This window comes from Streptomyces sp. NPDC057682 (genome assembly GCF_042799575.1).
Lineage (GTDB): Bacteria > Actinomycetota > Actinomycetes > Streptomycetales > Streptomycetaceae > Streptomyces.
Genome location: NZ_JBHVIN010000004.1, coordinates 48,926 through 64,196 on the forward strand (window position 1 = coordinate 48,926; position 15,271 = coordinate 64,196).

Genomic DNA, 15,271 nt, shown 5'->3' on the forward strand with positions numbered 1-15,271 from the left:
GTAGGGAGTCACGACGAGGCGTCGCGGCGCCGGATCCTGTTGCCCAGCCAGACCAGCGGGTCGTACTTCCGGTCCACGGCCCGTTCCTTGAGCGGGATCAGCGCGTTGTCGGTGATCCTGATGTGCTCGGGGCAGACCTCCGTACAGCACTTCGTGATGTTGCAGAGCCCGAGCCCGTGCTCGTCCTGGGCGGTGGCCTTCCGGTCGAGACCGGCCTCGGCCGCCGCGTCCAGCGGATGCATGTCCAGCTCGGCCACCCGCATCAGGAAGCGCGGACCGGCGAACGCGGTCTTGTTCTCCTCGTGGTCCCGCACCACGTGACAGGTGTCCTGGCACAGGAAGCACTCGATGCACTTGCGGAACTCCTGCGAGCGGTCCACATCGACCTGCCGCATCCGGTACTCACCGGGTGCCACGCCCTCCGGCGGCACGAAGGCGGGCACCTCCCGCGCCTTGGCGTAGTTGAACGACACGTCCGTCACCAGATCGCGCACCACGGGGAAGGCCCGCAGCGGGGTGACCGTGATCGTCTCGTCGCGGTCGAAGACCGACATCCGGGTCATGCACATCAGCCGGGGCCGGCCGTTGATCTCGGCGCTGCACGAACCGCACTTGCCCGCCTTGCAGTTCCACCGCACCGCCAGGTCGCCGGCCTGGGTGGACTGGATGCGGTGGATGAGGTCGAGGACCACCTCGCCGTCGTTGACCTCGACGTCGAAGTCCTCCAGCGCGCCGCCCCCGGCGTCCCCGCGCCACACCCTGAACCGTGCCTGGTAGCCGCTCATTCGGGAAGCTCCTCATCGGCGAGGTACTTGACCAGCTCCTCCTTCTCGAAGAGGGAGAGCAGGTCCGGACGGACGGGCTCGGCCGCCACGCGCTCCAGCGCGATCCGGGCGCCCGCGGCCTCCGGATCCGCCGGCGGCCGGCAGAGCAGGGTGACCGCGCGCCAGGAGCGCTCCATGTCCGGGCAGTCCTCCCGGGTGTGGCCGCCCCGGCTCTCGGTGCGCTCCAGCGCGGCCCGCGCCACGCACTCGCTGACCAGCAGCATGTTCCGCAGGTCCAGCGCGAGGTGCCAGCCGGGGTTGAACTGCCGGTGGCCCTCGACACCGGCGCGCGCGGCCCGTTCGCGCAGCCCGGCCAGTTTCTCCAGGGCCTCGGCCATCTCCGGGGCCCGCCGGATGATGCCGACCAGGTCGTTCATCGTCTGCTGGAGCTCCTGGTGCAGGGTGTACGGGTTCTCGACGGGGCCGCCGTCCGCGCGCTCCTCCGCCCCGAAGGGGCGCAGCGCCTCCGCGGCGGCCGCGTCGACCTGCGCCGCGTCCACGGGCGGCCGGTCACCGGTGCCCGCGGCGTACGCAGCGGCGTGCAGACCGGCCCGCCGGCCGAAGACCAGCAGGTCGGAGAGGGAGTTGCCGCCGAGCCGGTTGGAGCCGTGCATTCCGCCCGCGACCTCGCCGGCCGCGTACAGTCCGGGCACCCCGAGCGCGGCGGCGCTGTCCGAGTCGACGGCGACGCCGCCCATCACGTAGTGGCAGGTCGGACCGACCTCCATCGCCTCGGCGGTGATGTCGACGTCCGCCAGCTCCTTGAACTGGTGGTACATCGACGGCAGCCGGCGCCTGATCCGCTCGGCCGGCATCCGGGTCGACACATCGAGGAAGACCCCGCCGTGCGGGGAGCCCCGGCCCGCCTTCACCTCGGCGTTGATGGCGCGGGCGACCTCGTCGCGCGGCAGCAGCTCGGGCGGGCGGCGGTTGTGGTCCGGGTCCTCGTACCAGCGGTCGCCCTCCTCCTCGGACTGCGCGTACTTCTCCTTGAAGACGTCCGGGACGTAGTCGAACATGAACCGCTCGCCCTCGGAGTTGCGCAGCACCCCGCCGTCGCCGCGCACCGACTCGGTGACGAGGATGCCCTTGACCGAGGGCGGCCAGACCATGCCGGTGGGGTGGAACTGCACGAACTCCATGTTCATCAGGGGCGCGCCCGCGAGCAGGGCCAGGGCGTGGCCGTCGCCGGTGTACTCCCAGGAGTTCGACGTCACCTTGAAGGACTTGCCGATGCCGCCGGTGGCCAGGACGACGGCCGGGGCCTCCAGCACGAAGAAACGGCCGCTCTCGCGCTCGTAGCAGAAGGTGCCCGCCACCCGCTCGCCGTCCTTGAGGACGCGGGTGACCGTGCACTCCTGGAAGATCTTGAGCCGGGCCTCGTAGTCGCCGAACTCGCGCTCGTCCTCCTGCTGGAGGGCGACGATCCGCTGCTGGAGGGTGCGGATCAGCTCCAGGCCGGTGCGGTCACCGACGTGGGCGAGCCGGGGGTACTCGTGGCCGCCGAAGTTGCGCTGCGAGATCTTCCCCTCGGGGGTGCGGTCGAAGAGCGCCCCCCAGGTCTCCAGCTCCCAGACCCGGTCGGGGGCCTCCTTGGCGTGCAGCTCGGCCATCCGCCACTGGTTGAGGAACTTGCCGCCGCGCAGGGTGTCGCGGAAGTGCACCTGCCAGTTGTCGCCGGAGTTCACATTGCCCATGGAGGCGGCGATCCCGCCCTCCGCCATGACCGTGTGCGCCTTGCCGAAGAGCGATTTGCAGATGACGGCGGTACGGGCGCCGCGCTCGCGCGCCTCGATCGCGGCACGCAGTCCGGCGCCCCCGGCACCGACCACGACGACGTCCCACTGCTGTCGTTCGAGCTCAGTCATTCAGAAAAACCTCGGATCGTCGAAGGCGCCGGAGGAGACGAGATACACGTAGAAGTCGGCGAGTGCCACGCTGACCAGGGACGCCCAGGCGAGCGGCGCGTGCCGGCCGTTGAGCCGCCCGGCCCAGCCCCAGAGCCGGTAGCGCACGGGATGCTTCGAGAAGTGCCGCAGCCGGCCGCCGACGATGTGCCGGCAGGAGTGGCAGGACAGGGTGTACGCCCAGATCAGCACCGTGTTGACCAGGAAGAACACCGAACCGAGGCCCATGTGGCCCCAGCTGTAGTCCGGGTCGCGGAAGGTGAGCACGGTGTCGTAGGTGAGGATCCCGGCGACCGGCAGCGCGGCGTAGAAGAAGTACCGGTGGATGTTCTGGAGGATCAGCGGGAAGCGGGTCTCGCCGCTGTACGAGGCGTGCGGCTCGGCGACCGCGCAGGCCGGGGGCGAGGCCCAGAAGCCCCGGTAGTAGGCCTTGCGGTAGTAGTAGCAGGTCAGCCGGAAGCCGAGCGGGAAGACCAGGATCAGCAGGGCGGGGGACAGGACCCACCAGCTGCCGAAGAGCGCCCAGTTGGGGCCGTCGCGCATGGGCACGCAGCTGTCGGCCAGACAGGGCGAGTAGAACGGCGAGACATAGGGCGCGGTGTAGTAGTGCGCGTCCGAGAAGGCCCGCCAGGTCGAGTAGACGATGAAGGCGAGCAGCCCGCCCGCGGTGGCGGCGGGCTGGAGCCACCAGCGGTCGGTGCGCAGATGCCGGGCGGCGATGGCGGCCCGCCCGGGGTGACGCACCCCGGTGGCGCGGCCCGTGCCCGTTCCCGGTTCGGTTCCTGGTTCTGTACCGGTGGCCAAAGGAACTCTCCTGGATTCGGTTGATGCGCCTTACGGTGCGTGCCGGCCGGGGACCCCCAGGCCTTCGTCGTCCGCGTCCGTCCAGAGGCTGGAGTCGTAGGGCGCCTCGGCGATCGTGATGACGTCGTCGCGGGCGAGCGGGTCCGTGGCCCGGTCCGTCTCGCGCAGCCGGGCGATGCTCCGCTCCAGCCGTGCGACGGTGCGGACCAGATCGTCGAGACAGTGCTGAACATCCGTCAACTCATCGTGCAGTGACATGACTTGCTCTCACTTCCGCCGGCGCGGGTGGTCATGTTCATGCGCCTGCGAGTGTCGCGCGTCACATCCCGGTTGGGAAGAGAGCGGGCCGCACGGGCTTGCGCGAGGAGGGGATACGGCTCCGTGGCGCGTCGCTTTCCGGCCGCCGCCCGCACTCCGCCGCCCGGGTGAGCTTCGCGCGGTTCGCGCCGTGTCCCCGTGCACTCCCGCGCGCGGGCGCCTTCAGTGGACGGACGGAATCGGTGTGATCAACTGCAAATCCACCCATACGCGTCATCCGGCACATCTGCGCAGGCAGAGGGGCCGGGCCGTCCCCGGAGGTAGTCAGTCATGTCCCACGTCGGCGTCCCGCGCGGGACATCCCGAAAGCGGCGCTCGCTCGCCCTGCTCACCACGGGGGTGCTCACCCTCCCCGTCCTGGCCGGCTGCAGCGCGGACCACGACGACACCGCGGCCGCCACCGTCGTCCCCCAGGACATCGCGCCCGCCGCCCGCGCCCGTGTCGCCGACGGGGGCACGGTCACCTGGGCGGTCGACGCGCTGCCCGCCACCCTCAACGCCTTCCAGGCCGACGCCGACGCCGCCACCACCCGGATCACCGGCGCCGTGCTGCCCACCCTCTTCCCGCTCGACGCCCGAGGCCGCCCGCAGCTCAACCCGGACTACCTGGAATCCGCGAAGGTGGTCTCCACCGAGCCCCGGCAGGTCGTGCTCTACCGGCTCAACCAGCAGGCCGTCTGGAGCGACGGCCGGGAGATCGGCGCCCCCGACTTCGTCGCCCAGTGGCGCGCGCTGAGCGGCAAGGACTCCGCGTTCTGGACCGCCCGCAACGCCGGGTACGACCGCATCGAGAAGATCGAGCGCGGCGCCGACGACCTGGAGGTCAAGGTCACCTTCGCCAAGCCCTACGCGGACTGGCGCTCCCTGTTCTCCCCGCTCTACCCGAAGCAGGTCACCGGCTCCCCGGACGCCTTCAACGACGGGGCGCGGACCACCCTCAAGGCCACCGCCGGCCCCTTCCGGCTGCGCACGGTCGACAAGAAGGCGGGCTCCGTCACCCTGGTTTGCAACCCGCGCTGGTGGGGCTCCCGGGCCAAGCTGGACGAGTTGGTCTTCACGGCGGTCGCGCCGAAGGACCGGGCCGAGGCGCTGACCGAGGGCGCCGTCGACATCGCCGACGTCGACCCGGCCGTCGCCCGTCGCATCACCGAGGCCGCCCGGGGCACCACCGCGGGCGCGCCCCCCGCCGCGGGCCCCGGCGCCGAACTGACCCCGGCCGCCGCCCTGCGGTCCTGGGCGCTCGCGCACGGCTCCGACGAGGACGCGGCCGAGGAGGCGCGGGCGGACCGGGCCGAGAAGGCCGAGGCCGCCGAGGCGTACGCCGCCGAGCAGAAGGACCTGCGGGCCTATGTGGTCCGCAAGTCCCTGGAGCCCGCCTACACCCAGCTCGCGCTGAACGGCGAGTCCGGACCGCTCGCCGACGACCGGGTCCGGCGCGCCGTCGCCCGCGCCCTGGACCGCCGGCAGCTCGTCGATCTGGTGCTGGGGCCGCTCGGCCTGCCCGCCCAGCCGCTCGGCAGTCATCTGGCCCTCGCCGGGCAGCCCGCGTACACGGACGGCAGCGGCGCGCTCGGCGGCCAGGACACCGAGAAGGCCCAGGCGCTGCTGGCCGCCGCCGGCTGGACCCGCGAGGGCGCGGCGAAGACCGACGGCACGAAGGCCGGCAGCGAGAGCGACCACCAGAAGGAGAAGGACAAGGAGAAGGAGCAGGACAAGGACAAGGGCACGGAGCAGGAGAAGGGCAAGGAGGACGACGGCAGGAACCGCGACACGGCGGGGCGCGAACCGTCGAAGGACGACGGCCTCTACATCGTCGGCGACGACGGCAAGCCCGGCGAGCCCCGCGACCCCGCCCGGCACGTGATCGCGCCCGCCCCCGCCGCCGCCCTCCAGGGCGAGGCCCTGCTCCGCCAGGCCGGCCGGCTCGGCGGGACCGGCACGTCCGAGGACGCCCCCCTCCGGATCACCGCCCAGGACCGGCAGCCCGGCGGCGCTGCCGGTGCCTACGCCCCCGTCGGGACCGCGGCCCCGTCCCCGGCCGCCGACGCGGCGCGCGGACCGCTCGGCAAGAACGGCAAACCGCTGACCCTCCGCTTCGTCCTGCCGTCCGGACCCGGCTCGGAGACCCTGCGCACCGTCGGGGACCGGATCGCCTCGATGCTCGACACCATCGGCATCCGTACCGTGATCACCAAGGTCTCCGACGACAGCTACTTCAAGGACCACGTCGCCTCCGGCGACTACGACCTGGCGCTGTACTCCTGGCCGGGCACCGCCTACCCGGCCACCGACGACCGCCCCGTCTTCGCGAAGCCGGTGCCCGCCAGTGACGGATCCCTGCTCGTCGAGCAGAACTACACCCGGGTGGGCACCGACCACATCGACCAGCTCTTCGACGAGGCCGTCTCGACCCTCGACGAGGACGCCGCCCAACGGCTGATGAAGCAGGCCGACGCCCGGATCTGGGCCGCCGCGGGCTCCATCCCCCTCTATCAGCGCCCGCAGCTGGTCGCGACCGGCCGGACACTGGTCAACGCCGGCGCCTTCGGCCTCGGGACCCCGCACTACCAGGACATCGGATTCAAGGCCCCGCAGTCGGCCGGAGCCCCCGCACATCCGATGAATTAGCAGGTCAACGCTTGATCGAAAGCTCAGAAGCAGCTCAAGTCCCTTGCCCGCCGGCCTGCCGGCGGGCAAGGCTGTGCCCACCCGTCGACCCGGGTGACCACTCCGCCGCCTGCCAGGACCCGGGGCCCCAACCCCGAGGACCGCGCCGCGGAGCCCCGCTCCGTCCCCCACCCCCCACGACGGAGCCGTGACTTCGGAGCCCCACCTCCGGAGTCGCCGGGCCGGACACCGTTCCGGGCCGCGCGGATCAGGCGCCCCATGGCCGGTAACGCTTGCCCGGGAAGCCGCAGGGGCGGCAGCCCCGTACCATGGGAGGAGCCGTGGCGCGTCCGCCCGGCGGGCGTACGAGGACTCAAGACCGACTAAGACGCCTGAATCCCCGATCCGAGAGAAGCGCAAGCCACCCATGCCCACGCGCCACGACATCCGTAACGTAGCCATCGTCGCCCACGTCGACCACGGCAAGACCACCCTGGTCGACGCCATGCTCAAGCAGGCCGGCTCCTTCGCCGCGCACGCTGCCGAGTCCCTCGACGACCGCATGATGGACTCGAACGACCTGGAGCGTGAGAAGGGCATCACGATCCTGGCCAAGAACACGGCCGTGAAGTACCACCCCAAGGATGGCGGCGACGTCATCACGATCAACATCATCGACACCCCCGGCCACGCCGACTTCGGTGGTGAGGTCGAGCGCGGTCTGTCGATGGTGGACGCGGTCGTGCTGCTGGTGGACGCCTCCGAGGGCCCGCTCCCGCAGACCCGCTTCGTGCTGCGCAAGGCGCTGACCGCCAAGCTGCCGGTCATCCTCTGCATCAACAAGACGGACCGGCCGGACTCCCGGATCGCCGAGGTCATCGACGAGACGTACGACCTCTTCCTGGACCTGGACGCCGACGAGGACCAGATCGAGTTCCCGATCGTCTACGCCTGCGCCCGTGACGGTGTCGCCTCGCTGACCAAGCCGGAGGACGGCACGGTCCCGCAGGACAGCACCAACCTGGAGCCGTTCTTCAACACCATCCTCTCCACCGTCCCGGCCCCCGAGTACGACGAGGAGGCCCCGCTCCAGGCGCACGTCACCAACCTGGACGCCGACAACTTCCTCGGCCGTATCGCACTCTGCCGCGTCGAGCAGGGCGAGCTGCGCAAGGGCCAGACGGTCACCTGGATCAAGCGCGACGGCACGCAGTCCAACGTCCGCATCACCGAGCTGCTGATGACCGAGGCGCTCACCCGCAAGCCGGCCGAGAAGGCGGGTCCGGGCGACATCTGCGCCATCGCCGGTATCCCGGACATCATGATCGGCGAGACCCTGGCCGACACCGAGAACCCGATCGCGCTGCCGCTGATCACGGTCGACGAGCCCGCCATCTCGATGACCATCGGTGCCAACACCTCGCCGCTGGTCGGCAAGGGCGGCAAGGGCCACAAGGTCACCGCCCGCCAGATCAAGGACCGCCTGGACCGCGAGCTGATCGGTAACGTCTCGCTGCGCGTGCTGGACACCGAGCGCCCCGACGCCTGGGAGGTCCAGGGCCGCGGCGAGCTGGCGCTCGCCATCCTGGTCGAGCAGATGCGCCGCGAGGGCTTCGAGCTGACCGTCGGCAAGCCGGAGGTCGTCACCAAGCAGATCGACGGCAAGACCCACGAGCCGATCGAGCGCATGACGATCGACTCCCCGGAGGAGCACCTCGGCGCCATCACCCAGCTGATGGCGACCCGCAAGGGCCGCATGGAGACCATGACGAACCACGGTTCGGGCTGGGTCCGCATGGAGTGGATCGTTCCTTCCCGCGGCCTCATCGGCTTCCGTACGGAGTTCCTGACCCAGACCCGCGGCACCGGCATCGCCCACTCCATCTTCGAGGGCCACGAGCCGTGGTTCGGTGAGCTGCGCACCCGTCACAACGGTTCACTGGTCGCCGACCGCGCGGGCACGGTCACGCCGTTCGCCATGGTCAACCTCCAGGAGCGCGGCGTCATCTTCACCGAGGCCGGCACCGAGGTCTACGAAGGCATGATCATCGGTGAGAACTCGCGCGCCGACGACATGGACGTGAACATCACCAAGGAGAAGAAGCTCACCAACATGCGCGCGGCCTCCGCGGACACCACGGAGAACGTGGTCCCGGCCCGCAAGCTGTCGCTGGAGCAGTCCCTGGAGTTCTGCCGCGACGACGAGTGCATCGAGGTGACCCCGGAGACCGTGCGTATCCGCAAGGTCGTCCTGGACCAGAAGGACCGCGGTCGCGCCGCCTCGCGCGCCAAGCACAACTGACCCGCCACGGACAGGCCGTTTCCGGCCGACGATCCGTCAGCGCCAGGCATTGCCGAAGCCCAGGGCCCTCACAGACACTGTGGGGGCCCTGGGCCTTGGTCAAGCGGTTTTGAAGGCCACTGTCCACGATCTGAGACAAATCCGTCCGATTATCGGAGGTAGCTCTCCGAAACGTGTGTTAACAGTCCGTTTCGGGGGTGTCTGTCTGGGATCAGTTTGTCCGGATTTTGATCCTCGTGGCTGGTGGATGTTGTCAAACCGAGACCCTTTAAGTGTGGTTTACGGCCCAGTCGTACTTAATAGTTGGCTCCATTGAGCTCGGGTCAATGGGTCACGCACTGTGGGGAGTGCCGACTCACGAGCACACTAAGGGCACTGAAACGATCACCGTCAGGGGTGTCGGTGATTCGACCCAGTGCCCTTCTTGTAGTCAAAAGTGGACTCATGAGGAGGAAACCCATGCGTGGTGCCAAGAGCGCCAAGTGGGTCGCGGGAGCGGCCATCATCGCCCTGGCTGCGACTGCCTGTGGCGGCGGCGACGACGACGCCGACAAGGGCAAGGGCAGCGCCAAGGGCGCTGTCAACGCCGACGGCATCTTCTCCGTCGAGGTCGGTGAGCCGCAGAACCCGCTGCAGCCGGCCAACACGATGGAGTCGAACGGCAGCATCGTCACCGACGCGATCTTCTCGCAGCTGGTCGACTACGACCCGTCCGGCAAGCTTGAGATGATCAACGCCGAGTCCGTGGACACCAAGGACTCCAAGCTCTGGACGGTCAAGCTCAAGAAGGACTGGAAGTTCCACGACGGCACCCCCGTCACCGCCGAGTCCTACATCAAGGCGTGGAACTGGGCCGCCAACAGCAAGAACAACCAGACCAACGCGTCCTGGTTCGGCGACATCAAGGGCTTCAGCGACGTCCACCCCGACGACGCCAAGGCCAAGCCGAAGTCGGACGCCATGTCCGGTCTGAAGAAGGTGGACGACTACACGTTCACCATCGAGCTGAACGCCCCGCTGCCGTACTTCGCGTACAAGCTCGGCTACACGGTCTTCTCGCCGCTGCCCGAGTCCTTCTACGCGGACCCGAAGGCCGCCGGTGAGAAGCCGGTCGGCAACGGCGCGTACAAGTTCGTCAGCTGGGACCACAAGAAGCAGATCAAGGTCGTCCGCAACGACGACTACAAGGGTCTCGACAAGGCGAAGAACGGTGGTGTGATCTTCAAGAACTACACCACCCTGGAGACCGCCTACGAGGACCTGAAGTCCGGCAACGTCGACGTGCTGCGCCAGATCGGCCCGAAGGACCTCCCGGTCTACCGGTCCGACCTCGGTGACCGCGCCGTGGACAAGCCGTACTCCGCGATCCAGACGATCGCCGTGGCGTTCTACACGGACCAGTTCAAGAAGATCGACCCCAAGGTCATCCAGGGTCTGTCGATGGGCATCGACCGCGCCACGATCACCAAGACGGTGCTCCAGGGCACCCGTGAGCCCGCCACCGGCTGGGTCGCGCAGGGCGTCCTCGGCTTCCAGAAGGACGCCACGGGCGACGTCACCAAGTACGACCCGGCGAAGGCCAAGCAGCTCATCAAGGACGGCGGCGGCGTCCCGGGCAACAAGATCTCGATCCAGTTCAACGCCGACGGCGGCCACAAGGAATGGGTCGAGGCGGTCTGCAACAGCATCACGCAGTCGACCGGCGTCGCGTGCGTGGGCGACTCGAAGGCCGACTTCCAGGCCGACACCAACGCCCGTGACGCCAAGCAGGTCAAGTCCCTGTACCGCTCCGGCTGGGTGCTCGACTACCCGGTGAACGCGAACTTCATCTCGGACCTGTTCCGTACCGGTGCCGCCGGTAACCAGGGTGACTTCTCGAACAAGGCCCTGGACGCGGAGATCAAGAAGGCCGACTCCGCCGCCTCCCTCGACGAGTCCGTCGCGGCCTACCAGAAGATCGAGAAGGAGCTGGTGAACTACATGCCCTCCATCCCGCTCTGGTACTACAAGGTCAACGCCGGCTACTCGGAGAAGGTCCAGAACGTGGACTACGCGCAGGACGGCGACCCGATCCTCACCCAGATCGAAGTCAAGAAGTAACCACACCTACGTAGTCCGCGCGCTGACGCGCGGCCGCCGCTGACGAGCGGTCCGCGTCTGCCCGCACGGCAGTGGCCGGGGGGCCCTTCCACGTGTCCGACGACCCCACAGGGGGAGCCGGAGCGGGGGAGGGCCCGTCGGCTGCCGCCTGCCTATTACATGGAGGCATGATGGGGCGCTATGTCGCACGACGACTGCTCCAGATGATCCCGGTCTTCCTCGGGACAACGCTGCTGATCTTCCTGATGGTCTACACGCTGCCCGGCGACCCCGTGCGCGGGCTCTTCGGGGACAAGGGAGTCGACCCGGCGACTCTGGCGAGACTCCGCCACGAGAAGGGTCTGGATCTTCCGATCCTGCAGCAGTACTGGAATTACATGACAGGCATCGTCCTGCATTTCGATTTCGGTGAGCAGATAGCCAGTGGGCGTCCCGTCACGGATGTGCTCGGCGACGCGTTCCCCGTCACCCTCCGGCTGGCCGGAATGGCGTTCGTCATCGAGATCGTCATCGGCATCGCGCTCGGTGTCGTCGCCGGTCTGCGCGCCGGCCGGCTGACCGACAACGTGATCCTCGTCTTCACGCTGCTGATCATCTCGATCCCGGTCTTCGTCCTCGGCTTCATCGTCAAGACGGTGTTCGCCTTCCAGCTCGGCTGGATCGACCCGAACGTCTCGGGCGACGCCAAGTGGGGCGAACTCCTGGCGCCCGCCATCGTGCTGGGCTCCCTCTCGCTCGCCTACATCGCGCGGCTCACCCGTACGACGATGGCCGAGAACCTGCGCTCCGACTACATGCGCACCGCCATCGCCAAGGGCCTGCCCAAGCGCCGGATCGTCGGTGTGCACCTGATGCGCAACTCGCTGATCCCCGTCATCACCTTCCTCGGCACGGACCTGGGCGCCCTCATGGGCGGCGCGGTCGTCACCGAGGGCCTCTTCAACGTCAAGGGCGTCGGCGGCACGATCTACGAGTCCATCGTCAAGCGCGAGGGCACGACGCTCGTCGGCCTCGTGACCATCCTGGTGCTCGTGTATCTCCTCATGAGCCTCATAGTCGACCTGCTGTACGCGGTCCTGGACCCGAGGATCCGTTATGCCTGACGTGACCAAGACCGCTCCCGCGCCCGAGGACGCCACGCCCGTGGTGGACCCGTCCGCGCCCGTGAAGGCCGAGAAGGCCCGCAGCCTGTGGGGCGACGCCTGGCGGGACCTGCGCTCCAACTGGTACTTCATCATCTCCTCGGTGCTGATCGTCATCCTCGTCGTGATGGCGATCTTCCCGGGCCTGTTCACCAGCGCCTCGCCGACCTCCGCCGACCTGGTGCACCACTACCTGGGCAAGCCGGAGCTGGGCAAGATCGGCTCCGAGGGCTGGCTGGGCTACGACGGCCAGGGCCACAGCGTCTACGCACGCGTCATCTACGGCACCCGCGCCTCGGTCACCGTCGGCATCTGCGTGACGATCCTCGTGACGCTCTTCGGCGGACTGATCGGCATGCTCGCCGGTTACTTCGGCGGCTGGGTCGACGCGCTGCTCGCCGGCTTCTTCACCAACGTCTTCCTCGGCATCCCCTTCCTGCTGGGTGCCATGGTCGTCCTCCAGTCCTTCACCGACCGGACGATCTGGGTGGTCATCTTCGCCCTGGCCTTCCTCGGCTGGACGCAGATCGCGCGTGTCATGCGTGGCGCGGTGATCGTGATCAAGCAGTCGGACTACGTGCAGGCCGCCAGGGCGCTCGGCGCGGGCACCGGCCGGATCCTCTTCCGGCACATCCTGCCCAACGCCATGGCCCCCGTGATCGTCGTCGCCACCATCTCCCTCGGCGTCTACATCTCGGCCGAGGCGACCCTGTCCTACCTGGGTCTGGGTCTGGCCGCGCCGACCGTCTCCTGGGGCATGGACATCTCGGGTGGCGCGGCTCAGATCCGCGTCGCGCAGCACATCCTGCTGTACCCGTCGATCATGCTCTCCATCACCGTTCTGGCGTTCATCATGCTCGGCGAAGCCGTCCGCAACGCCCTCGACCCCAAGTCGCGATAAGGAGGGCGAACGTGACCACCATCGACAAGACGGCCTCAGTCCCGTCCCCGCGCTCGGGTGACGACTACGTCGGCCCGCTGCTCGAAGTCCGTGATCTGCACGTGGAGTTCCACACCCGCGACGGTGTGGCCAAGGCGGTCAACGGAGTCAACTACAGCGTGAACGCCGGTGAGACCCTCGCCGTTCTCGGTGAGTCCGGCTCCGGCAAGTCCGTGACGGCGCAGGCCATCATGGGCATCCTCGACATGCCGCCCGGCAAGATCCCGCAGGGCGAGATCATGTTCCGCGGCCAGGACATGCTCAAGATGTCCTACGAAGAGCGCCGCCGGATCCGCGGCCAGAAGATCGCGATGATCTTCCAGGACGCGCTGTCCTCGCTGAACCCGGTCCTCACCGTCGGCTACCAGCTCGGCGAGATGTTCCGGGTCCACCAGGGCCTGTCCAAGAAGGAAGCCCGCGCCAAGGCCATCGAGCTGATGGACCAGGTGAAGATCCCGGCCGCCGCGGCCCGGGTCTCGGACTACCCGCACCAGTTCTCCGGCGGTATGCGCCAGCGCATCATGATCGCCATGGCGCTGGCCCTGGAGCCGGACCTGATCATCGCGGACGAGCCGACCACCGCGCTCGACGTGACCGTCCAGGCCCAGGTCATGGACCTGCTCGCGGAGCTCCAGCGCGAGTACAACATGGGCCTGATCCTCATCACCCACGACCTGGGTGTCGTCGCGGACGTCGCCGACAAGATCGCGGTGATGTACGCCGGCCGGATCGTCGAGACCGCTCCGGTGCACGAGATCTACAAGCGCCCCGCGCACCCGTACACCAAGGGTCTGCTGGCGTCGATCCCGCGCCTGGACCAGAAGGGCCAGGAGCTCTTCGCGATCAAGGGTCTGCCGCCCAACCTGCTCAACGTGCCCTCGGGCTGCGCGTTCAACCCGCGCTGCACGGCCGCGCAGGACATCTGCCGTACGGACATCCCGGCGCTCAGCCCGGTGACCGAGAAGGACGGCACCGAGCTGGCCGGCCGCGGCAGCGCCTGCCACTTCTGGAAGGAGACGATCCATGGCTGACATCAAGAAGGACTCCGTGGACGCCACCCCCAACGTCACCGAAGTGGAGACCGTCGACGCGGCCACCGAGGCGGAGGCCGTCGCGGCCATCGACGCGCCCGTCGCGCAGGGCGAGCCGATCCTCCAGGTCCGCAACCTGGTGAAGCACTTCCCGCTGACCCAGGGCATCCTGTTCAAGAAGCAGGTCGGCGCGGTCAAGGCCGTGGACGGCATCTCGTTCGACCTGTACGCGGGCGAGACCCTCGGCATCGTCGGCGAGTCCGGCTGCGGCAAGTCCACCGTCGCCAAGCTGCTGATGACGCTGGAGCGGGCCACCGCCGGCGAGGTCTTCTTCAAGGGCCAGGACATCACCAAGCTGTCCGGCCGCGCGCTGAAGGCCGTGCGCCGCAACATCCAGATGGTGTTCCAGGACCCGTACACCTCGCTGAACCCGCGCATGACGGTCGGCGACATCATCGGGGAGACCTTCGAGATCCACCCCGAGGTGGCTCCCAAGGGCGACCGGCGCCGCCGGGTCCAGGAGCTCCTGGACGTCGTGGGCCTCAACCCGGAGTACATCAACCGCTATCCGCACCAGTTCTCCGGCGGCCAGCGCCAGCGCATCGGCATCGCCCGCGGCCTCGCGCTCAACCCGGAGATCATCATCTGCGACGAGCCGGTCTCCGCGCTCGACGTGTCGGTGCAGGCGCAGGTCATCAACCTGATGGAGAAGCTCCAGGACGAGTTCAAGCTCTCCTACCTCTTCATCGCGCACGACCTGTCCATCGTCCGGCACATCTCGGACCGGGTCGGGGTCATGTACCTCGGCAAGATGGCCGAGATCGGTACGGACACGGAGATCTACGACCACCCGACGCACCCCTACACCCAGGCGCTGCTGTCGGCGGTCCCGGTCCCCGACCCGGACGCCCGCGAGGGCCGCGAGCGCATCATCCTCACCGGCGACGTCCCGTCCCCGGCCAACCCGCCGTCGGGCTGCCGCTTCCGCACCCGCTGCTGGAAGGCCCAGGACAAGTGCGCCACGGAGATGCCGCTGCTGGCGATCCCGGAGCGCTTCAAGTCCGAGGACACCCCGGCCGCCCACGAGTCGGCGTGCCACTTCGCCGAGGAGAAGGACGTGGTGGGCGCGGCCTGACGCCTCCACCCGCCGTCCCCGGCGCACGACCGGACCCCCGGAGCCCGCAAGGGCGCCGGGGGTCCGGTGCTTTCCGTACGGGGCGTCCGCGCCGCCCGGCAACCGCGAAGGCGCCCGGAACCGTGGGGTTCCGGGCGCCTCTCCCCGTACCCGGGGAACAG

At 69.0% G+C, this 15,271-nt stretch carries 11 protein-coding genes; 7 read left to right on the forward strand and 4 right to left on the reverse strand.

The window, feature by feature from the left end:
* Positions 1-8: 8 nt before the first annotated feature.
* Genes ACFVDM_RS07765 through ACFVDM_RS07780 form a run of 4 tightly spaced genes read right to left on the reverse strand, consistent with a single transcriptional unit; the run spans position 9 to position 3,793 of the window.
* Complete coding sequence (locus tag ACFVDM_RS07765; RefSeq protein ID WP_383634554.1) at positions 9-785, reverse strand: succinate dehydrogenase/fumarate reductase iron-sulfur subunit; 777 nt, start codon at positions 783-785, stop codon at positions 9-11.
* Positions 782-2,692, reverse strand: coding sequence for a fumarate reductase/succinate dehydrogenase flavoprotein subunit (locus ACFVDM_RS07770; RefSeq protein ID WP_383634556.1), 1,911 nt, complete (start codon positions 2,690-2,692; stop codon positions 782-784). The genes ACFVDM_RS07765 and ACFVDM_RS07770 overlap by 4 nt, the downstream gene beginning before the upstream one ends.
* The gene (locus ACFVDM_RS07775) at positions 2,693-3,535 is read right to left on the reverse strand and encodes a hypothetical protein (RefSeq protein WP_383634558.1); all 843 of its coding nucleotides are present in this window, start codon (positions 3,533-3,535) and stop codon (positions 2,693-2,695) included.
* A gap of 30 nt (positions 3,536-3,565) precedes the next feature.
* Complete coding sequence (locus ACFVDM_RS07780; RefSeq protein ID WP_383634560.1) at positions 3,566-3,793, reverse strand: hypothetical protein; 228 nt, start codon at positions 3,791-3,793, stop codon at positions 3,566-3,568.
* 330 nt (positions 3,794-4,123) lie between these two features.
* Between ACFVDM_RS07780 and ACFVDM_RS07785 the strand changes: the two genes are divergently transcribed.
* The 7 genes from ACFVDM_RS07785 to ACFVDM_RS07815 all read left to right on the forward strand — a co-directional run bounded on the left by ACFVDM_RS07785 (position 4,124) and on the right by ACFVDM_RS07815 (position 15,110).
* Complete coding sequence (locus tag ACFVDM_RS07785) at positions 4,124-6,481, forward strand: ABC transporter family substrate-binding protein (protein WP_383634562.1); 2,358 nt, start codon at positions 4,124-4,126, stop codon at positions 6,479-6,481.
* Positions 6,482-6,887: 406 nt separating this feature from the next.
* Complete coding sequence (gene typA / locus ACFVDM_RS07790; RefSeq protein WP_383634564.1) at positions 6,888-8,762, forward strand: translational GTPase TypA; 1,875 nt, start codon at positions 6,888-6,890, stop codon at positions 8,760-8,762.
* Between the two features lie 459 nt (positions 8,763-9,221).
* Entirely contained in the window at positions 9,222-10,862 is a 1,641-nt protein-coding gene (locus ACFVDM_RS07795) for an ABC transporter substrate-binding protein (RefSeq protein ID WP_383634566.1), read from the forward strand.
* A gap of 170 nt (positions 10,863-11,032) precedes the next feature.
* Positions 11,033-11,965: an ABC transporter permease gene (locus tag ACFVDM_RS07800; protein WP_383635400.1), complete on the forward strand. Its 933-nt coding sequence runs from the start codon at positions 11,033-11,035 to the stop codon at positions 11,963-11,965.
* Positions 11,958-12,905 carry an ABC transporter permease gene (locus tag ACFVDM_RS07805; RefSeq protein ID WP_383634568.1) on the forward strand — a complete coding sequence of 316 codons (948 nt, stop codon included), beginning with the start codon at positions 11,958-11,960 and terminating at the stop codon, positions 12,903-12,905. Before ACFVDM_RS07800 ends, ACFVDM_RS07805 begins: the two co-directional genes overlap by 8 nt.
* 11 nt (positions 12,906-12,916) lie before the next feature.
* The gene (locus ACFVDM_RS07810) at positions 12,917-13,975 is read left to right on the forward strand and encodes an ABC transporter ATP-binding protein (protein WP_383634570.1); all 1,059 of its coding nucleotides are present in this window, start codon (positions 12,917-12,919) and stop codon (positions 13,973-13,975) included.
* Positions 13,968-15,110: an ABC transporter ATP-binding protein gene (locus tag ACFVDM_RS07815; protein WP_383634572.1), complete on the forward strand. Its 1,143-nt coding sequence runs from the start codon at positions 13,968-13,970 to the stop codon at positions 15,108-15,110. Before ACFVDM_RS07810 ends, ACFVDM_RS07815 begins: the two co-directional genes overlap by 8 nt.
* The last annotated feature ends 161 nt before the right edge of the window (positions 15,111-15,271 follow it).

Coding starts and splice junctions, on each gene's coding strand:
- ACFVDM_RS07770 (WP_383634556.1), bottom strand. CDS start 2,692: ATGACTGAGCTCGAACGACAGCAGTGGGACGTCGTCGTGGTCGGTGCC.
- ACFVDM_RS07785 (WP_383634562.1), top strand. CDS start 4,124: ATGTCCCACGTCGGCGTCCCGCGCGGGACATCCCGAAAGCGGCGCTCG.
- ACFVDM_RS07815 (WP_383634572.1), top strand. CDS start 13,968: ATGGCTGACATCAAGAAGGACTCCGTGGACGCCACCCCCAACGTCACC.
- ACFVDM_RS07765 (WP_383634554.1), bottom strand. CDS start 785: ATGAGCGGCTACCAGGCACGGTTCAGGGTGTGGCGCGGGGACGCCGGG.
- ACFVDM_RS07800 (WP_383635400.1), top strand. CDS start 11,033: ATGGGGCGCTATGTCGCACGACGACTGCTCCAGATGATCCCGGTCTTC.
- ACFVDM_RS07805 (WP_383634568.1), top strand. CDS start 11,958: ATGCCTGACGTGACCAAGACCGCTCCCGCGCCCGAGGACGCCACGCCC.
- typA (WP_383634564.1), top strand. CDS start 6,888: ATGCCCACGCGCCACGACATCCGTAACGTAGCCATCGTCGCCCACGTC.
- ACFVDM_RS07795 (WP_383634566.1), top strand. CDS start 9,222: ATGCGTGGTGCCAAGAGCGCCAAGTGGGTCGCGGGAGCGGCCATCATC.
- ACFVDM_RS07780 (WP_383634560.1), bottom strand. CDS start 3,793: ATGTCACTGCACGATGAGTTGACGGATGTTCAGCACTGTCTCGACGAT.